General features: G+C 35.3%; 16 protein-coding genes. 12 read left to right on the forward strand and 4 right to left on the reverse strand.

Annotated features, from left to right (window positions below; genetic code table 11):
* Positions 1 to 26: 26 nt before the first annotated feature.
* Positions 27 to 1304 carry a PhoPQ-activated pathogenicity-related family protein gene (locus AS161_RS04105; protein ID WP_011994808.1) on the reverse strand — a complete coding sequence of 426 codons (1278 nt, stop codon included), beginning with the start codon at positions 1302 to 1304 and terminating at the stop codon, positions 27 to 29.
* A gap of 81 nt (positions 1305 to 1385) precedes the next feature.
* Between AS161_RS04105 and AS161_RS04110 the strand changes: the two genes are divergently transcribed.
* The 12 genes from AS161_RS04110 (at position 1386) to AS161_RS04165 (ending at position 12574) form a co-directional block, all read left to right on the forward strand.
* A complete protein-coding gene (locus tag AS161_RS04110) occupies positions 1386 to 2543 on the forward strand; it encodes an iron-containing alcohol dehydrogenase (protein ID WP_011994807.1) in 1158 nt (385 codons plus the stop codon).
* Between the two features lie 38 nt (positions 2544 to 2581).
* Positions 2582 to 4453 (forward strand): transketolase, encoded by a 1872-nt coding sequence (locus AS161_RS04115; RefSeq protein WP_164541885.1) that lies wholly within the window; start codon positions 2582 to 2584, stop codon positions 4451 to 4453.
* Positions 4454 to 4592: 139 nt separating this feature from the next.
* On the forward strand, positions 4593 to 5468 hold the full coding sequence (locus AS161_RS04120) for a YicC/YloC family endoribonuclease (RefSeq protein WP_011994805.1): 876 nt from the start codon (positions 4593 to 4595) through the stop codon (positions 5466 to 5468).
* 58 nt (positions 5469 to 5526) lie between these two features.
* A complete protein-coding gene (locus tag AS161_RS04125) occupies positions 5527 to 5808 on the forward strand; it encodes a DUF370 domain-containing protein (protein WP_011994804.1) in 282 nt (93 codons plus the stop codon).
* A 3-nt stretch (positions 5809 to 5811) separates the two neighbouring features.
* Complete coding sequence (gmk, locus tag AS161_RS04130) at positions 5812 to 6465, forward strand: guanylate kinase (protein WP_011994803.1); 654 nt, start codon at positions 5812 to 5814, stop codon at positions 6463 to 6465.
* Positions 6466 to 6540: 75 nt separating this feature from the next.
* Positions 6541 to 6771, forward strand: coding sequence for a DNA-directed RNA polymerase subunit omega (locus AS161_RS04135; protein ID WP_011994802.1), 231 nt, complete (start codon positions 6541 to 6543; stop codon positions 6769 to 6771).
* 109 nt (positions 6772 to 6880) lie between these two features.
* Positions 6881 to 8188: an amidophosphoribosyltransferase gene (gene purF, locus AS161_RS04140; protein ID WP_011994801.1), complete on the forward strand. Its 1308-nt coding sequence runs from the start codon at positions 6881 to 6883 to the stop codon at positions 8186 to 8188.
* The gene (gene purN, locus AS161_RS04145) at positions 8152 to 8763 is read left to right on the forward strand and encodes a phosphoribosylglycinamide formyltransferase (protein WP_011994800.1); all 612 of its coding nucleotides are present in this window, start codon (positions 8152 to 8154) and stop codon (positions 8761 to 8763) included. The genes purF and purN overlap by 37 nt, the downstream gene beginning before the upstream one ends.
* A 28-nt stretch (positions 8764 to 8791) precedes the next feature.
* Complete coding sequence (locus AS161_RS04150) at positions 8792 to 9748, forward strand: phosphoribosylaminoimidazolecarboxamide formyltransferase (protein ID WP_241241330.1); 957 nt, start codon at positions 8792 to 8794, stop codon at positions 9746 to 9748.
* Between the two features lie 33 nt (positions 9749 to 9781).
* Positions 9782 to 11014, forward strand: a complete 1233-nt coding sequence (gene purD / locus AS161_RS04155) for a phosphoribosylamine--glycine ligase (RefSeq protein WP_164541886.1) — start codon at positions 9782 to 9784, stop codon at positions 11012 to 11014.
* A 5-nt stretch (positions 11015 to 11019) separates the two neighbouring features.
* Positions 11020 to 11946 (forward strand): phosphoribosylformylglycinamidine cyclo-ligase, encoded by a 927-nt coding sequence (locus AS161_RS04160; RefSeq protein ID WP_011994797.1) that lies wholly within the window; start codon positions 11020 to 11022, stop codon positions 11944 to 11946.
* 67 nt (positions 11947 to 12013) lie between these two features.
* Complete coding sequence (locus tag AS161_RS04165) at positions 12014 to 12574, forward strand: LemA family protein (RefSeq protein ID WP_011994796.1); 561 nt, start codon at positions 12014 to 12016, stop codon at positions 12572 to 12574.
* A gap of 87 nt (positions 12575 to 12661) precedes the next feature.
* On the opposite strand, the gene AS161_RS04170 is transcribed toward AS161_RS04165, so the two are convergent.
* The 3 genes from AS161_RS04170 to AS161_RS04180 all read right to left on the reverse strand — a co-directional run bounded on the left by AS161_RS04170 (position 12662) and on the right by AS161_RS04180 (position 16552).
* Complete coding sequence (locus tag AS161_RS04170) at positions 12662 to 13753, reverse strand: ROK family transcriptional regulator (RefSeq protein ID WP_164541887.1); 1092 nt, start codon at positions 13751 to 13753, stop codon at positions 12662 to 12664.
* A 67-nt stretch (positions 13754 to 13820) separates the two neighbouring features.
* Positions 13821 to 14993, reverse strand: coding sequence for a sugar ABC transporter permease (locus AS161_RS04175; protein WP_011994794.1), 1173 nt, complete (start codon positions 14991 to 14993; stop codon positions 13821 to 13823).
* Between the two features lie 35 nt (positions 14994 to 15028).
* The gene (locus AS161_RS04180; RefSeq protein WP_164541888.1) at positions 15029 to 16552 is read right to left on the reverse strand and encodes a sugar ABC transporter ATP-binding protein; all 1524 of its coding nucleotides are present in this window, start codon (positions 16550 to 16552) and stop codon (positions 15029 to 15031) included.
* Positions 16553 to 16603 lie beyond the last annotated feature (51 nt).

Below are 16603 nucleotides of genomic sequence, written 5' to 3' on the forward strand. Positions count from 1 at the left end.
AGGCTGCTTAAAAGCAGCCTTTGTTTTTATTTCGCCTTCTTGTAAACTTTTGGAATTGTCGTTAAAGTAAGAACATAATCTCCTTTAACAATTCCAACTTCCACAAGCATCGCTATATTCGTATTTATTGAATTTATAAAAGATTTTGAAAAGAATGAAGTTATTATACCATCTTGATTATGGAATTCTAAATCAACACTTTCCCATTTAGATTTTCTAAAATCCAAACTTTCTGAAGTAGCATACCAACCTTTAACGTACTCAACTTCATCGTGTGTAACTATCTTTACACCATCATCGAGCATCTCCCAACTGAAATCTGGTAATTTTCTTTCAACGCAAAGTATAAAGAATGTTCTTATCGCGCTAAAAACTTCCATAGTATTCTTTAAGTTATGAACATCGTTTGGTATGAATCTGACATATTTAGGCTCAGACAAATCGTAAAAGTATAACTCAGAAGAATCTATAACCCAGTACGGATCGTTTGTACCAGCGATTATTAATTTCGGAACATTTATTTCATAGTAATATGGGTCAACCAATTTCACCAATTCAGGAACTTCTTCAGATTTTGCAACCATTTCGGTAAATCCATATTTTGTATAATCCCTTATCTGTTCACTAAAAGTTCCATAGTATTCAAGTTGTTTTTTCATTTGCTCCCTCATGTTTAAATTATCATACACTATAGGAACTATTCCCAAAACTCTGTTGTCAACTGCACCAGTTAAATATGTTGTCCACCCTCTCTTAGAAGCACCAGTTACAAGAAATTTTTCTATTTTAATCCCTTGAGATTTCAAAAAATCTTGTGTACAATCCATAGTGGATATCACACTTTTGACCATTGGTAAAAGTAATGGCCAGTCCTCTTCTTGAGTTTCAAAGTATTTCGCAAAAGTGTACGCAATAAGAGCGTCTTCACGCAAACCGAAGAGTGGTTGATTGGGTATATCAAATAAAATTATCAACGGCGCACCAACCAATTCTGCTATACCTAAGTATTTGTTAGCTTCACCAATTATATTTTTTGGCGCAGACCCGGAAACAAAAAGTATCGCTTCAGATTTATACAAAAGTTTTTTTGGTACATATATAACTACTTTGTGATTCCATTCGATACCTCGCCAAATCTGGCTTTTCATATCCAAAATAAATAATTTACCACCCACAATACTATTGGTAGAGGTGGTTAACTCATAAGATGGCTGCCCTGAACTTAGTATATATTCAGAGAGAGTTATTCCAAATATTACCGAAAAAACCGAGGCACTTATCAAAATAACTATCAATTTTCTCATGTATTATCACCTCCGCAAAAATTATATCACTAAATTATGGTATAATTGTGATAAAGAATCACATTAGAGGAGGTGCCTAAGATGAACAATTTCGTGTTTCATAACCCGACAAAGCTTGTTTTTGGAAAAGGTACGGTCGAGAAAATAGGCGAGTATTTAAAAAAAGATGGTATAAAGAAAGTACTTTTGCTGTACGGTGGTGGCTCAATAAAGAAAAATGGTGTATACGAAAAAGTTGTTAGATCTCTCACAGAACATGGCATTGAAAAAGTAGAAGTTTCTGGTGTAAGACCAAATCCGGTTTTATCAAAGGTACACGAGGCAATTGAAGTGGCACGAAAAGAACAGGTACAGGCTATTTTAGCTGTGGGTGGCGGGAGTGTAGTTGACAGTGCAAAAGCAGTTGCAGCAGGTTTTTATTATGAAGGCGATATATGGGACGCTTTTATCGGTAAATATAACATCAAAAAGGCTCTTCCTTTGTATGCTATATTAACAATGTCAGCAACAGGTACAGAAATGAACGGAAATGCGGTTGTTACAAATGAAAAAACAGGTGAAAAATTTTACTTTGGTTCAAAGTACACATACCCTGTACTTTCGATAGTCGACCCAACGACTCAATTTTCCCTTCCAAAAGAGCAAGTTGTTTATGGTGCTATTGATGCGATAAGCCACGTAATGGAATACTATTTCGATACTGTTGGCAGCTCTTTAATCGATAGAATTGACGAGGGAATAATAAAAACGCTCATTGAAACTACAGAAATCATATTGAAAGAACCAGAAAATTATGAAGCAAGGACGAATTATTGTTTGGCAACAACACTTGCGTTGAATGGTTTAACAGGCATGGGAACAAACGGTGGAGATTGGTCATCTCACGAACTCGAGCATTCTATCAGCGCATTGAAGCCAGAAGTTGCGCACGGTGCCGGACTCGCAATTATATTCCCCGCATGGTTAACTTATGTTAAAGATAAAATTTCTGACAAACTTATATCATTTGGAAAACACATATTAAATCTTAAAGATGAAATTACACCGGAAAGAACCATCAAAGAATTGAAAAATTGGTACTCTTCAATTGGTGCTCCTATAAGTTTAAAAGAAGTTGGTATAAAAAAAGATGATATCGATTTTCTTGTTGAACACGCTACTAAACATGCGCCATTTGGTACTGTTATTTCGTTAAATAAAGAAGATATTAGAAAGATTTACGAAATAGCGCTTGAATAAAAATTAAACTGAAATATTTAAGACATGGAGGGATTATAGTGACAGACCATTTAGAAAAACTCAAGGAGATATCAAAACAGTGTCGTGGCGACATACTCAAGATGACTTACGTTGCGAATTCCGGTCATCCCGGAGGTTCGATGTCTTCCATCGATATTTTAGTAACGCTCTATTCTTTTGCAAATGTCTTTCCAAAAGATCCTTGGAATGAGAATAGAGACCGAATAGTCATTAGCCATGGCCATATCTCACCAGGTGTTTATTCGACACTCGCAGCGTATGGTTTTGTAAACAGGGAAGAAGTAATCGCAGGTTTCAGACATCCAGCCTCAATATTTGAAGGACACATAACGCGTGGTATACCAGGTGTCGAGTGGACAACTGGAAATTTAGGACAAGGGCTTAGCGCCGGTGTAGGGTTTGCGTTAGCTGCAAAATACAAAAATAAAGACTATCACGTCTTTGTGGTCATGAGTGATGGTGAAAGTGCAAAGGGACAAGTGCAAGAGGCAAGAAGAACAGCAAGAAAGTACAATCTTGACAATCTAACAGTCATGGTAGATTACAACGATATCCAAATTAGTGGCCATGCTCATGAAGTAATGTACGTTGATATAAAGTCGGAATTTGAAGCAGCTGGATGGAGAGTAATAGAAATAGATGGGCACGACCACGAACAAATTCTTTCCGCTCTTAAAATAGCGAAAAACGATGGACAACCAACTGCTATAATTGCTCATACAACCATCGGAAAAGGCGTTGATTTTATGGAAGACAAACCTGACTACCATGGAAAACCATTAAGTAAAGATGAACTTGAGAAAGCATTACAACAATTAGGTATAGAAAACGACGTAGAAAAATATATAGAATTGAGAAAGAAATTGCCTGTTAAAGCTCATGAAAAAGTTAAACTTTCTTATGAGATAAATATAAATAACGGAGTTCCAAGGATATATGACAAATCAACAGATAATAGGAGTGCACTTGGAAGGGCTATCGCTGACCTTGCAACGATAAACGATAACGTTGTTGCAGTCGATTGCGACCTCAAAGGTTCTGTAAAATTAGATTTTCTTGATAAGGAAAGACCAGATAGAATCGTTGAACTTGGCGTTCAAGAGCATAACGCAGCAGCACTTGCGGGAGCCTTATCAGCTGATGGCATAGTTACTTTCTTTGCAGATTTTGGCGTATTTGGCGTAGATGAAACATTCAATCAACACAGATTAAATGCAATTAACAATACAAACTTAAAGGTTGTTGTAACACACTGTGGAATAGATGTCGGAGAAGATGGAAAAACACACCACGCACTTAATTATATAGGTGCCCCATTGGCATGGTATGGCTTTAAAGTCATCGTTCCAGCAGATCCAAACCAAACAGATAGAGCTGTTAGATATGTCGCAAGTCAATACGGCAATTATGTAATAGCGATGGGAAGAAGTAAACTTGAACCGATTAGAAAAGAAGACGGTAAAATTTTCTTCGATGAAAATTATAAATTTGAGTACGGTAAGATGGACGTTTTACGTGAAGGCAATGATGGAGTAATTTACTGTCTTGGGTCCGTCGTCCCAAACGTGCTAAAAGCTCATGATATTCTTAAATCAAAAGGCATAAATTTTGCAGTAATAAATGTTAGTTGCCCATATGATTTAGACGAAAATATTTTGAAAAAATATTCAAATTTCGTAGTTACTGTCGAAGACCATAACGTACTCAATGGATTGGGCAGTTTAATTGCTCAAAAATATTTTGAGCTTGGTATACTGCCAGGTAAATTCATAAAACTTGGACTTTCGGAATTCCCTGTTTCAGGCGACTCTAAATTGTTATTTGAAATTTATGGTTTGAGTGGAGAAAAAATTGCTGAAACAATTCTCGACAAACTAAGTTGTAAATAATAGAATAAATGTGCAGAAGGGTAACTTCTGCACATATTTTTAATTTTTTGTGAAATACTTGGATTTTTTGGAATTATCGTGTATAATATTAAATACAAAGATTAAATCTCTGGAATTTACGAATTTTGGAGGAAAATACATGCCTAAAAGTATGACTGGATATTCAAAAATCCAAACAATTGTTGATGATTATAAGATTACGTGTGAAATTAAGTCTCTCAATTCTAAGGGACTAAATATAGACGTCTCGTTGCCGTATTTTTTAAATTCCAAAGAACTTGACATTTTCTCAAAGGTCAAAGAGTACATAAATAGGGGTAAAGTTTCCGTTCGAATATGGTTAAGGTTCATTAAACCTATTCAAATCTCAGTTGACCATACATTAGTCAGAACTTACTATGACTTATTATCTGAAATTAGGGAAAACCTTAGTATACCCGTTCCAGTTGAATTGAGTCATTTATTAAGCTTTAGAGATATTTTTCAATTTGAGCTTTCAAACGAGGAAATTGAATCTGCATGGAATGCTGTCATTAAAGTACTTGACGATGCGTTGATTAAACTCATAGAAGAACGGAAAATAGAAGGGCAAAAAATTACAGCCGACTTGGTTAAAATGGTCAAAGAGATGGAAGAACTGGTTGAAAAAATCTCTGAAAAAGCAGATGATGTACCAAAATACGTTGCCGAAAAAATTCGCAACAACATGAAAGAAATACTTCCGGATGATGTTGAAATAAACAGAGAATTATTCGAGAACGCTGTAGCAATAATAGCAGATAGGGCTGATATTCGTGAGGAACTGACAAGACTAAAAAGTCACCTGCAACGTGTCGGAGAACTTCTGAAAAAAGATGAGCCAGTTGGAGATATGCTTAACTTTTTATCTCAAGAGATACAAAGGGAGTTTAATACTATCCTTTCAAAAAGCAGGTCATTAGAAATAAGTAATTTCGCGCTCCAAGGCAAATATGTAATATCTCAATTCAAAGAACAAATAATGAATATAGAATAATTTCTTCTAATAAACTTTAGAAATAGTAAAAACCCACAATACTTAGGAGGTGTTACCTATGTTTGGTTTAATCAACATCGGTTTTGGTAACGTAATTGCAGGTGACAGGGTCATCGCAATCGTTAATCCAGAAAGCGCTCCATTAAAGAGATTAAAGGAAGATGCAAAAGAAGAAGGTAAACTTATAGATGCAACATATGGTAGAAAGACAAGGTCAATACTCATAACAGACTCGAACCATATAATCCTAAGCGCAATTCAACCAGAAACAATTGCACAAAGATTCATTGAATCAATGGTTGAAATTGAAAAACAGCTCGAAAAAATAAGAAAGGGCTAAAGTATGTTCAGCAGTTCGATTGAACAAATTGAACAAGCTGAAATTTCAGAAGGCATATTATTTGTGATAAGCGGACCTAGTGGCGTTGGAAAAACGAGTATCATAAGGTCAGTTTTGGAAAGAGTTGACCGTGTTGTTTTTTCTATATCTTGTACAACACGGAAGCAACGTCCTGGAGAGGTCCATGGTGTTGATTATTTCTTTGTATCACATGAAGAGTTTCAGAAAATGATCGAGGAGAACAAATTCATTGAATGGGCAAGAGTACATGATAATTATTATGGAACCCCCGCTCAATTTGTTACCGAGAATATAAAGAAAGGCTTTGATGTTATACTTGATATAGATGTTCAAGGTGCATTAACAGTTAAAAAAAATTGGCAAGGTGCAAAATTTATATTTATCGCTCCTCCAAGTTATGGGATACTAAGTGAAAGACTTAAAAAAAGAGGTACAGAAACGGAAGACAAAATAAAAAGAAGATTGGAAACGGCAAAGAATGAATTAAAATTCATACCAGAATTTGAATACCTCATTGTAAACGAAGATCTTGAAGAATCCATACATAATCTCTCTTCGATAATATATGCTGAAAGGTTAAGGTATGAACGACAAAAAAACTTAACAAAAGTAAAAAAATTAATTAGCATTGATTAGTATTGATAAACATCGTTTAATATAATATAATCGTTTATGAAATATGTTAATATGGACCTGCGGAGGTGAGTAAACTTGAGTAAACTCGTTATACAATACGATAAATTACTTGAGAAAATTCCATATAAATACGCAATTCCTATCGTTGTTGCTAAGAGAGCCGAGGCAATAAATGACTTCGCTAAGCCTTTTGTTGAAACTCCGGATGGATACTCTGTAAGCATAGCCTTTAAAGAGCTTCAAGAAGGGTATTTAAGGATTAAAAATGAAGATATACTAAAAATACTCATACCAAATGTGAAATGAAATTTAGCAGAGGGACCAATGGGGTCCCTCTGCAGTTTTAAAAAAACCTAAAACAATAAAAAATTACAAATAAAGAATAAAAATCAAAAATTCCGTGGGGGTAAAAATTATGTGTGGTATAGCAGGGACATGGAACGTTGAAGATTCTTACAACGTTGTTCATGATTTATTATTAGCATTACAGCACAGAGGCCAGCAATCGGCTGGTATAGTAGTGAATGGATTCAAAAGCATCAAAGGCGAAGGACTTGTCGAAAATGTAATAACAGATGAAAAATTTATCCCTGGAAGTTGCGCTATAGGTCATGTCAGATATTCTACATACGGTTCTATAGACGAAATCCAACCACTTATCGCTCATACCTTCAAAGGAAGAGTTGCCTTAGCACACAACGGAAATATCGTCGATGCTGACGAAAGACGGAAATTTGTAATGGAAAATGGCGGTATATTCTCTACTACATTAGATTCGGAAATATTTATCCATTACTTTTCAATAGCCCCATACCGTAGTCCAAAAGATTCTCTCCAATGGACCCTATCCAGAATCAAAGCTGCATACTCTATTGTAATGCTCCACGATACTTTTCTTGCCGCAGCAAGGGATACATTTGGTATAAGACCTCTCTTCTATGGTAAATTCAACAACGGTTACGTTGTTGCCTCGGAAGATTCTGCGTTAAGTTCAATAGGATGCACAGACATCATAGAAATAGAGCCGGGGAGTATAGTTTTCTTCACAGATGGAAATTCTCCGGAAATAATTTATTTTGGTCAAAGAAACGATAGATTTTGCTCTTTTGAATTTGTTTATTTCGCACGTCCAGATAGTAATTTTTACGGTGTAAATGTACATGAGATTAGAAAAAAGCTTGGAATGAAACTTTTTGAAGAACATAAAGTGATTGGTGATGTTATCGTGCCTGTTTTGGATAGCGGATTTTCAGGAGCACTTGGATACAGCACGGCTTCAAAAATTCCGATAGATTATGGACTTATCAGGAATCATTACATCGGTAGAAGTTTCATTATGCCAAAAAACAGACAAGATATCGTTAGAAGAAAACTTTCTCCGCTTTCATCGGTTGTTCAAGACAAAGAAGTTATACTAATAGACGATTCCATTGTAAGAGGTACCACTATGAAAGTAATCGTAGAAATGGTAAGAGAAGCCGGAGCAAAGAAAGTTTACGTCGGCATCCATTCGCCAGCTGTTGTTGGACCATGTAATTACGGAATCGACACGTCAAGACGAAGTGAGCTAATAGCTTCCCAAAGAGATATAGAAAATCTTAAAGCGTATGTTGGAGCTGATAAATTATTCTACCTTTCTGTTGAGAATTACAAAAAAGTATTTGAAGAAAGCGGGGTGAAAGGGATATGCATGGGCTGTTTCGATCTGAACTACCCCGCATAGTTGTATGTGCTTCTGGAAGTGGAAGTAACTTTGAAGCGTTAGTAAAAGCAAGCCTAGAAAACAAACTTAAAGCAAAAATAGAATTATTAATTGCCGATAAAGAATGCTACGCAATAGAGCGGGCAAAACGACTTGATATACCATTTGTAAAGCTAAATAAACCTTGGTATGTTCATTTCGAAGAAGTGTTGGATAACGTTAAACCGGATTTGATTGTTCTTTCAGGTTTTATGAGAATAATACCGGAAGATATAGTAAAAAAATACTTTCCTAAAATTGTTAACATACACCCATCGTTACTTCCATCTTTTCCCGGTAAAGAAGGTATCAAACAAGCGTATGAGTACGGAGTTAAGGTTACTGGCATAACAATTCATTTTGTCGATAGTGGTGTTGATACAGGTCCAATAATTTTCCAAAAAGCTATAGAAGTTAAAGATGAATGGTCCTTTGAGCAATTTGAAGAAGAAATCCATAAGCTTGAACATGAATATTATTGGCAAGTTATTGAAAAACTACTTTACTCGGATTACAGAATAGAAAATAGGAAGGTTCTTTTTAATAAAAACTATTAAAAACATTAAAACGTGGGGGGAAGTAAAGATGGATGAATTAAGAGAACAAAAAACATTGGTAAATCTTGGAAATGTAGAATTAGGAAAAGATAAGATTGAACTTCACAAAAATAGTGTTGAGTTACGCTACGGAGAAAACTCACACGAAAGAGCATACGTTTACGGAGAGTTATCATTTGAAGTTTTACACGAAGGTAAACAGCTATCCTACAACAACATATTGGATGCGGAAGCTGCTTGGGTACTCGCAAAGAACTTAAAACTTGTGGGTGGTGGTGCTTGTGTTATCAAACACCAAACACCGTGTGGTACCGCGTATTTAAAGAGCTTTGATGAAGCAGATAAGATAGAATGCATTAAAAAAGCTATAGAAGCTGATAGCGAATCAGCTTATGGTGGGATATTAGCAACAAGTTTTGAATTCACATTGGAGATGGCAAAATCTATTAAAACATACCTTGAAGTTATCGTTGCACCTGATTTCACAACTGATGCAATTGAATATCTCAGCAATAAAAAGGTACGACTTATAAAACCAAAAGAGTATACACCCTACGCTGGCAAAGTGGCATTTGGTGGGCTTGTCGTTTCTGAAAGAAAGTTTGAAGGCGAACCTGAATTGTTATTTGGTGAACCATTCAATTTAAACGAAGTAAAATTCACTCTCATTGTTGCCGAAGCAGTTAAATCAAACGCAATAGTCCTTGTTAAAGATGGTGTTACAGTAGGCATAGGCGGTGGGCAACCATCGAGAAAAAGATCTTGCCGGATAGCAACCACTTTAGCAGGTGAAAAAGCATATGGTTCAATAGCGGCTTCTGATGCGTTCTTTCCGTTTACAGACGGGCTTGAGATACTTATAAACGCAGGAGTTAAATGTGTTGTTGCTCCGCTTGGCTCTATACGTGATGAAGAAGTATTGGAATTTGCAAAAAGTAAAGGGATAACGTATTATAAATCACCTATCAGAGTTTTTAGGCATTGAAACTAAATGAAAAATCGAAGAGGGGTAATAACAATGGAGAATTTAAAGGAGAAAGTAAAGAGGATTTGCATACTTGGAAGCGGTGGTAGGGAATACGCAATAGGATGGGCATTTAAAAAATTTGGATTTGATGTGTATTTTTATCCCGGTAATGCTGGAACAAAAAATATAGGAAAAAATATTCAAATAAATAACTTTGACGAATTGAGCAATTTTGATATGGTCATTCCTGGCTCTGAAGAGTTCTTAGTTAAAGGCATAGCGGATGGAAAAGCAAATGTTTTTGGACCTGATTCAAAAGGTGCGCGATTAGAAGGTTCAAAGTGCTTTGCAAAGACGTTTATGAAAAAACACGGCATTCTAACCGCAAATTTTCAAATAGCAACTGACGAAATATCTCTATATGACGCTCTAAAAGCATTCAAACCGCCTTACGTGATAAAAGCCGATGGCCTTGCACAAGGTAAAGGTGTCGTAATCTGCGACACTTTCGATGAAGCTATGGATATTGGGCAAAAACTAATCAAAGGGCAACTGATACCGAATGTAAAAGGTCCAGTAGTTGTGGATGAATTTTTAAAAGGTTGGGAACTTTCGGCAATAGCAATTGTAAATGGTACAGATTTTGCTTTGCTACCATTTACAAGAGATTATAAACGCGCGTTTACAAACAACGAAGGGCCCAATACAGGTGGTATGGGGGCATTTGGTCCTGTTGAAATTGATAGCAAGTTGAAAGAGAAAATCAAAAATCTATTTTCAAAAACCCTTAACGGTTTAAAAGAAGATGGCATATATTACCGTGGTTTTCTCTACATAGGCTTGATGATTGTAAATGATGAACCTTATGTCTTAGAATACAATGTTAGATTAGGCGATCCGGAAACTGAAGTAATTGTCGCAATGGATCCAGGAAAATTTGTTGAAAATATATTAAAAGCATTTAATAATGAAAGATTCGAAGAATACACACCAAATAATTATTCTGTAGATGTTGTTTTGGCATCGCAAGGATATCCTGAAAATCCTATGAAAGGTCAGGAAATCTATATAGAAAACGATGAATGCGAAGACTGGATGATATTTTACGCAGGAGTTACTGAAAAAGATGGAAAATTACTCGTTAATGGTGGAAGAGTCTTGCATTCAATTGGCATTGGAAAAACACTTTCCCAGGCACGTGAGAAAGCATATAGAAATATAGAAAAAGTGAAATTCGAAGGAATGTTTTACAGAAACGATATAGCGCTTTATCAAGGAGAGTGAGTACAATGAAATACACTTATTCATCTTCAGGTGTAGACGTTACAAGAAACGACGAGTTTACAGATTACATAAAATCGATTATTAACTTTCCAGACTGGGTTATGAAAGAACCAACCGGTTACGCAACGATACTTAATTTTACAAATCCACCAGTCGTTTTAACAGCTGATGGAGTTGGTTCAAAACTCCTGCTCCATATAGAACATCAAAGATGGAACGATGCAGCAAAAGATTTGATTGGAATGAATTACAACGATATAATTTGCACAGGTGCTATTCCTAAGGCTTTTGTAGATTACTTAGGTGTACACCACATAGACAAACCTCACTATGAGTTCATAAAGTCCCTCAAAGAAGAACTCGAAAGACTAGATATGGCTTTAGTTGCGGGAGAGACTGCAGAAATACCTTCAATTTATACCGAAAAAGATTGGGATGTCGCAGGTTTCTGCGTTGGTGTACTTCAAAGAAGAATTCCTGTAGAAAGCGTAGAATTCGGTGATGTCATAATAGGCCTCAAAGCAAGTGGATTTCATTCAAATGGGTGGTCTTTGATAAGAAAGATACTGTCAGATGAAAATATAGATATAAGCAATTTACCATTTGATTTATTAGCTGGAACAAAAATATACAAAGAAGTACCAAAAGTATTCGACAAAGTTAAAGCTATAGCGCACGTAACCGGAGGAGGAATACTAAGAGCGCTTAGAAGAATAATCAAAGATAAAGGCTGGAGTATTTCAATTAAATTACCAGAATACATAAAATGGATATTAAAATACGTAGAAACTGAAGAAGCGTTAAAAACATTCAACATGGGCTATGGAATGATATTAGTTACAGATGAAAAAAATGCAGAAGAAGTTGCTAGCGAGTGCTTTGGAGATATAATAGGAAGAGTTGATGAAAAAAGGGAAATAACATTATTTTAGTAAAAAAACATAAGTTGTGGTATAATCTTTAGTGTACATAACTATACTGCACTTAGGGGGCGATTTTTTGAAAAAAGGTGTTTTGGTAATTTTAGGTATTGTTGTTGTTATCTTAATTATAGTGTTTTGGATAATCGGTGCGTATAACAAAATGGTCGCTTTGGAACAAAATGTTAATGAAAAGTACAGTCAAATTCAAAATCAACTCCAACGTCGGCTTGACTTGATTCCAAACCTTGTCGAAACGGTCAAAGGTTACGCAGCTCAGGAAAGAGAAATCTTTGAAGCCATAGCAAACGCAAGAGCAAAACTTGCCGGTGCGCAAACACCTCAAGAACAAGCAACAGCAGATGCCGAACTTTCGAATGTGCTATCGAGATTACTTGTTATCGTTGAAAATTATCCAACGTTAAAATCAGATGCAAATTTCAGACAGCTCATGGACGAACTTGCTGGGACAGAGAATAGAATAGCAGTTGCAAGAAAAGATTACAACGAAGCGGTTAAAGAATACAACACATTGATCAAAAAATTCCCATATTTCTTAATTGCCGGTAGTAGATTTACAGAAAAACAGTACTTTGAAGCAAAACCAGGTGCAGAAAACGCACCAGAAGTAAAATTCTAATAGATAGCGAAAATTACCAAATTATAAAATCAAAGCCCAGGGTTAACCTGGGCTTTATGTTTTTAGCTTGTTTTTAGCTATACAAGTTTAACTTATAAGTGTTATAACATTTGGTATGAAATATTCTTCAATAACTGCATAAAGCGCACCATATAAGTAAGTATCATGTGTAAAGGTTGCTGGCAGAACTTTTAATATACTTGCTGAATGTTCAAGCACTTTCGATTTCAATTTGTATTCCAAATCTTTGTAAAAATCCAAAGGCAGTCCCGACAATTCACCACCAACTATAAGGTACTCTGGATTTATAGAATTCACTATATTCATAAGTGCTTTAGCTAATAGTTCGATGTATTCTTGCATTCTTTTATCCTTTCTTAAGTACAAATCGCTCAGGTATTTTCCCCAATCTTTTTGCAACTTACCAAAGTATGAGGTGATAGAAACGTAACCTTCCATGCAACCGTTGTTCCCACAACGGCACTTGATATTACTACTTAAATCAAATATCGTGTGACCAAATTCACCAGCTGTAAAAGACGGACCACGGAATATATTTCCATTTATCCACAAACCTGTACCAAGTCCCTCTCTAATTGTTACAAAGACAGAACTTTTTGATTTTCTCACTTCTTCTCTTTGAAACGCTTCCGCTATCATCGCAAGATTTGCTTCGTTATCTGCGTAAATTACCTTTTCTGGAATCTCTATTTTTATGTTTTTCCACCCTTTGCTTGGTACAAATAGAATAGTATCGTTATCTGTATCAACCATACCGGGTATGGAAAACGCAACTACCTCAACATCGTTATAACTTTTTGTTAATGAATTAACGTTATCAATTATCTCATCAAAACTATTTGGTGTCTTCCCCGATTCAAGTTTTACAAATTCTCCATTCGCCATTCCAAGAGCATAATTTGTATTTTGAGCGCCAATATCAACTAATAAAACTTTTAGTGCATCTGGATTTATTGCTAATCCTATTGATTTCCTTCCAACACCAGTTTTTTCTTCTAAACGACTTGTTTCAGTTATCACGCCTCTTTCGAGAAGTTGAGTAACGCACCTTGTAACAGTACTCGGAGATAGCCCTGTTATTTTCGTAAGACTAACACGATCTATCGTTTTGTTGTGAAATATCGTTCTTAATATAAGAAAGTAATTGTTTTCTTTCATTGTTGAGTGTAGTATTTTTTTCAGAAATAATTCCTCCCAAAGAAATATATTTATCTTTCAGCTAATTTTAGCTAACTTTGCTTCTTGTCTTGATATCAAAGACAACAGCAAATACCAATACAAGTCCTCTAATTATGTATTGTAAAGATATACCAACACCTAACAAATTCATACCGTTGATAAGTGAAGCCATAACTAATGCACCGATAAGTGAGTTCGCTACTTTACCAACTCCACCAGCAGCAGAAACACCACCAACATAAGCAGCAGCAATTGCATCAAGTTCAAACAAAGTACCAGCGTCTGGGGTTGCTGATTGCAATCTTGACGTGTACAAAATCCCAGATATTGCAGTCAAAAATCCCATTGAACCGAACACAAAAAGTGTGATTTTTTTAACATCTATGCCACTAAGTTTTGCCGCTTCTGGATTTCCACCAACTGCGTATATGTGCCTACCAAGTACAGTCTTAGTCGTCATAATATGGTACACAAAAGTTATTAGGAGTGTTATAACAAATGTCCAAGAAAGACCATTATAATTTGCCAATACCCAAAATACATAAAATATTATTGCGCTAACAAAAAGTATTTTCAAAATAAACATTCTCATCGAAAGTACTTCAAAGTTATATTTTAACTTGTTATTTCTAACTTTTATTTCATTCAAAATGTACAAAGTAACTATAGCCAAACCCACAACTATCGTTAAACCATGCAATTCACCAATTTTAAACAATTCCGGTATGTATCCATTACCTATTTGGTTAAAATTATCGTTCATTACAATAATTGTACCTGTACTTTGCGTAAATAACAAGAGAGCACCTCTGAAAATCATCATACCTGCAAGAGTAGCAACAAATGCAGGCAATCCTACATTTGCAACTAAAAATCCATTCATAAGCCCAAAGATAGTTCCAAGTCCAATTACAATAAGAATTGTGGGTATAACAGGCAAACCATCTCTAAGCAACCTTGCAGCTATTGCACCTAAAAAACCTGCCATAAATCCAACTGATAAATCGATATGGCGTATAACTATAACAAGTGTCATACCTACAGCAAGAACAGCTATATACCCCATTTGATTGAAAAGGTTACTTATATTTCTTGAAGAAAAGAACAAACCATTTGTAAGAATAGTAAATATTGCCATTATAAAACCAAGTGCAATGTACATCCCGTACTCACGTATATTCTTTTTCAAAAGCACTTTTAGTTCACCAAAAAATCCCATACTGCATCCTCCTTTTTTATTTTTAATCAATAAAATTAATATTCAACAGCCATTGCCATTATCTTCTCCTGAGTTGCCTCCGTTCTGTCAAGTTCACCAACTATTTTTCCTCCAGACATAACGTATATCCTATCACTCATACCGAGAACTTCTGGTAATTCAGATGAAATCATTACGATACTCATTCCTTCTTCCTCAACTAATTTATTCATCAGTGCGTATATTTCATATTTGGCACCAACATCTATACCCCTTGTTGGTTCATCAAGGATAAGTAATTTTGGCTTAACAAACAGCCATTTTGAAATTGCGACTTTCTGTTGATTTCCACCGCTCAAATTCATAACCTTTTGTTCAACTGTCGGCGTTTTAATCCTTAGTGATTCCTTATATTTTTCAGCAATGATTATTTCTTCGTTTTCGTCTATAAATAAGCCTTTCTTTAACTTATTTAACCCTGCAAGTGTAGTATTTGTCTTAACATCGAAATCTAGAATCAACCCAAGTACTTTTCTATCTTCTGAAAGGTATGTAAAACCTGATTTTATAGCTTCGCTCGGTGATTTGAATCTTCTCCACTGACCATCAAAGTACATCTCACCCTCAACTTTGTAATCTTTTGCATTTCCAAATAAACTTAAAGCAAGCTCTGTACGTCCTGCTCCCATAAGACCTGCAATACCGACAATTTCACCTTTTCTAACGTACATGTTAGCATCTTTAACAACATATCTATCAAGCTTTGGATCAAAAGCCTTCCAATTCTTTATCTCAAAAATTTTCTCACCAAATTCTCTTTTCTTTCTCTTCGGATAAATATCTTCAATTTCTCTACCAACCATGTATTTAATTATATTTGCTTCTGTAAATTCTTCTTTTTTATCAAGGTATGCAACCATTTTTCCATCTCTGAGTACAGTTATACTGTCGGCAACTTCTATAACCTCTTTAAGCTTATGGGATATTAATATAGATGTTACCCCATGGTTTTTCAGATCTTTTATTATTTTTAAAAGATTTTCGCTGTCGTCTTCATTAAGCGAAGAAGTAGGTTCATCTAAAATCAGTAATTTAACATTTTTAGTAAGCGCCTTAGCTATTTCCACTATCTGCTGGTGGCCAACTCCAAGGTCTTTAACTTTTCTTGAAGTATCTAAATCTGGCTTTATTTTCTGGAGCACATCAATTGCTGATTTGATTGTTTTGTTCCAATCTATAAAGAGTTTATCTTTTATCTCATGACCAAGGAAGATATTCTCATATACAGTAAGTTCTGGAATCAACGCAAGCTCTTGATAAATAGTTACAATACCGACTTTTTCGCTATCATGGATATGCTTGAATTTTTGGACTTTACCATCAAAGATTATTTCACCATCGTATTCACCATAAGGATAGAAACCACTAAGAATTTTCATAAGTGTTGATTTTCCCGAACCATTTTCACCAACAAGGCAATGAATCTCTCCACGTTTCACTTTGAAATCAACATTATCAAGGGCTTTCACACCCGGAAAAGTTTTTGTTATCTTTTTCATTTCAAGTATGTACTCACTCATCCCCTAACTTCACCTCACATGTCAAATTTTTCAATATCTTCGATATAAAAA

This window comes from Fervidobacterium sp. 2310opik-2 (assembly GCF_011057735.1).
GTDB classification, from domain to species: Bacteria; Thermotogota; Thermotogae; order Thermotogales; family Fervidobacteriaceae; genus Fervidobacterium; species Fervidobacterium nodosum.

Coding starts and splice junctions, on each gene's coding strand:
- AS161_RS04105 (WP_011994808.1), bottom strand. CDS start 1,304: ATGAGAAAATTGATAGTTATTTTGATAAGTGCCTCGGTTTTTTCGGTA.
- AS161_RS04110 (WP_011994807.1), top strand. CDS start 1,386: ATGAACAATTTCGTGTTTCATAACCCGACAAAGCTTGTTTTTGGAAAA.
- AS161_RS04120 (WP_011994805.1), top strand. CDS start 4,593: ATGCCTAAAAGTATGACTGGATATTCAAAAATCCAAACAATTGTTGAT.
- AS161_RS04125 (WP_011994804.1), top strand. CDS start 5,527: ATGTTTGGTTTAATCAACATCGGTTTTGGTAACGTAATTGCAGGTGAC.
- gmk (WP_011994803.1), top strand. CDS start 5,812: ATGTTCAGCAGTTCGATTGAACAAATTGAACAAGCTGAAATTTCAGAA.
- purF (WP_011994801.1), top strand. CDS start 6,881: ATGTGTGGTATAGCAGGGACATGGAACGTTGAAGATTCTTACAACGTT.
- purN (WP_011994800.1), top strand. CDS start 8,152: ATGCATGGGCTGTTTCGATCTGAACTACCCCGCATAGTTGTATGTGCT.
- AS161_RS04150 (WP_241241330.1), top strand. CDS start 8,792: ATGGATGAATTAAGAGAACAAAAAACATTGGTAAATCTTGGAAATGTA.
- purD (WP_164541886.1), top strand. CDS start 9,782: ATGGAGAATTTAAAGGAGAAAGTAAAGAGGATTTGCATACTTGGAAGC.
- AS161_RS04160 (WP_011994797.1), top strand. CDS start 11,020: ATGAAATACACTTATTCATCTTCAGGTGTAGACGTTACAAGAAACGAC.
- AS161_RS04170 (WP_164541887.1), bottom strand. CDS start 13,753: ATGAAAGAAAACAATTACTTTCTTATATTAAGAACGATATTTCACAAC.
- AS161_RS04175 (WP_011994794.1), bottom strand. CDS start 14,993: ATGGGATTTTTTGGTGAACTAAAAGTGCTTTTGAAAAAGAATATACGT.
- AS161_RS04180 (WP_164541888.1), bottom strand. CDS start 16,552: ATGAGTGAGTACATACTTGAAATGAAAAAGATAACAAAAACTTTTCCG.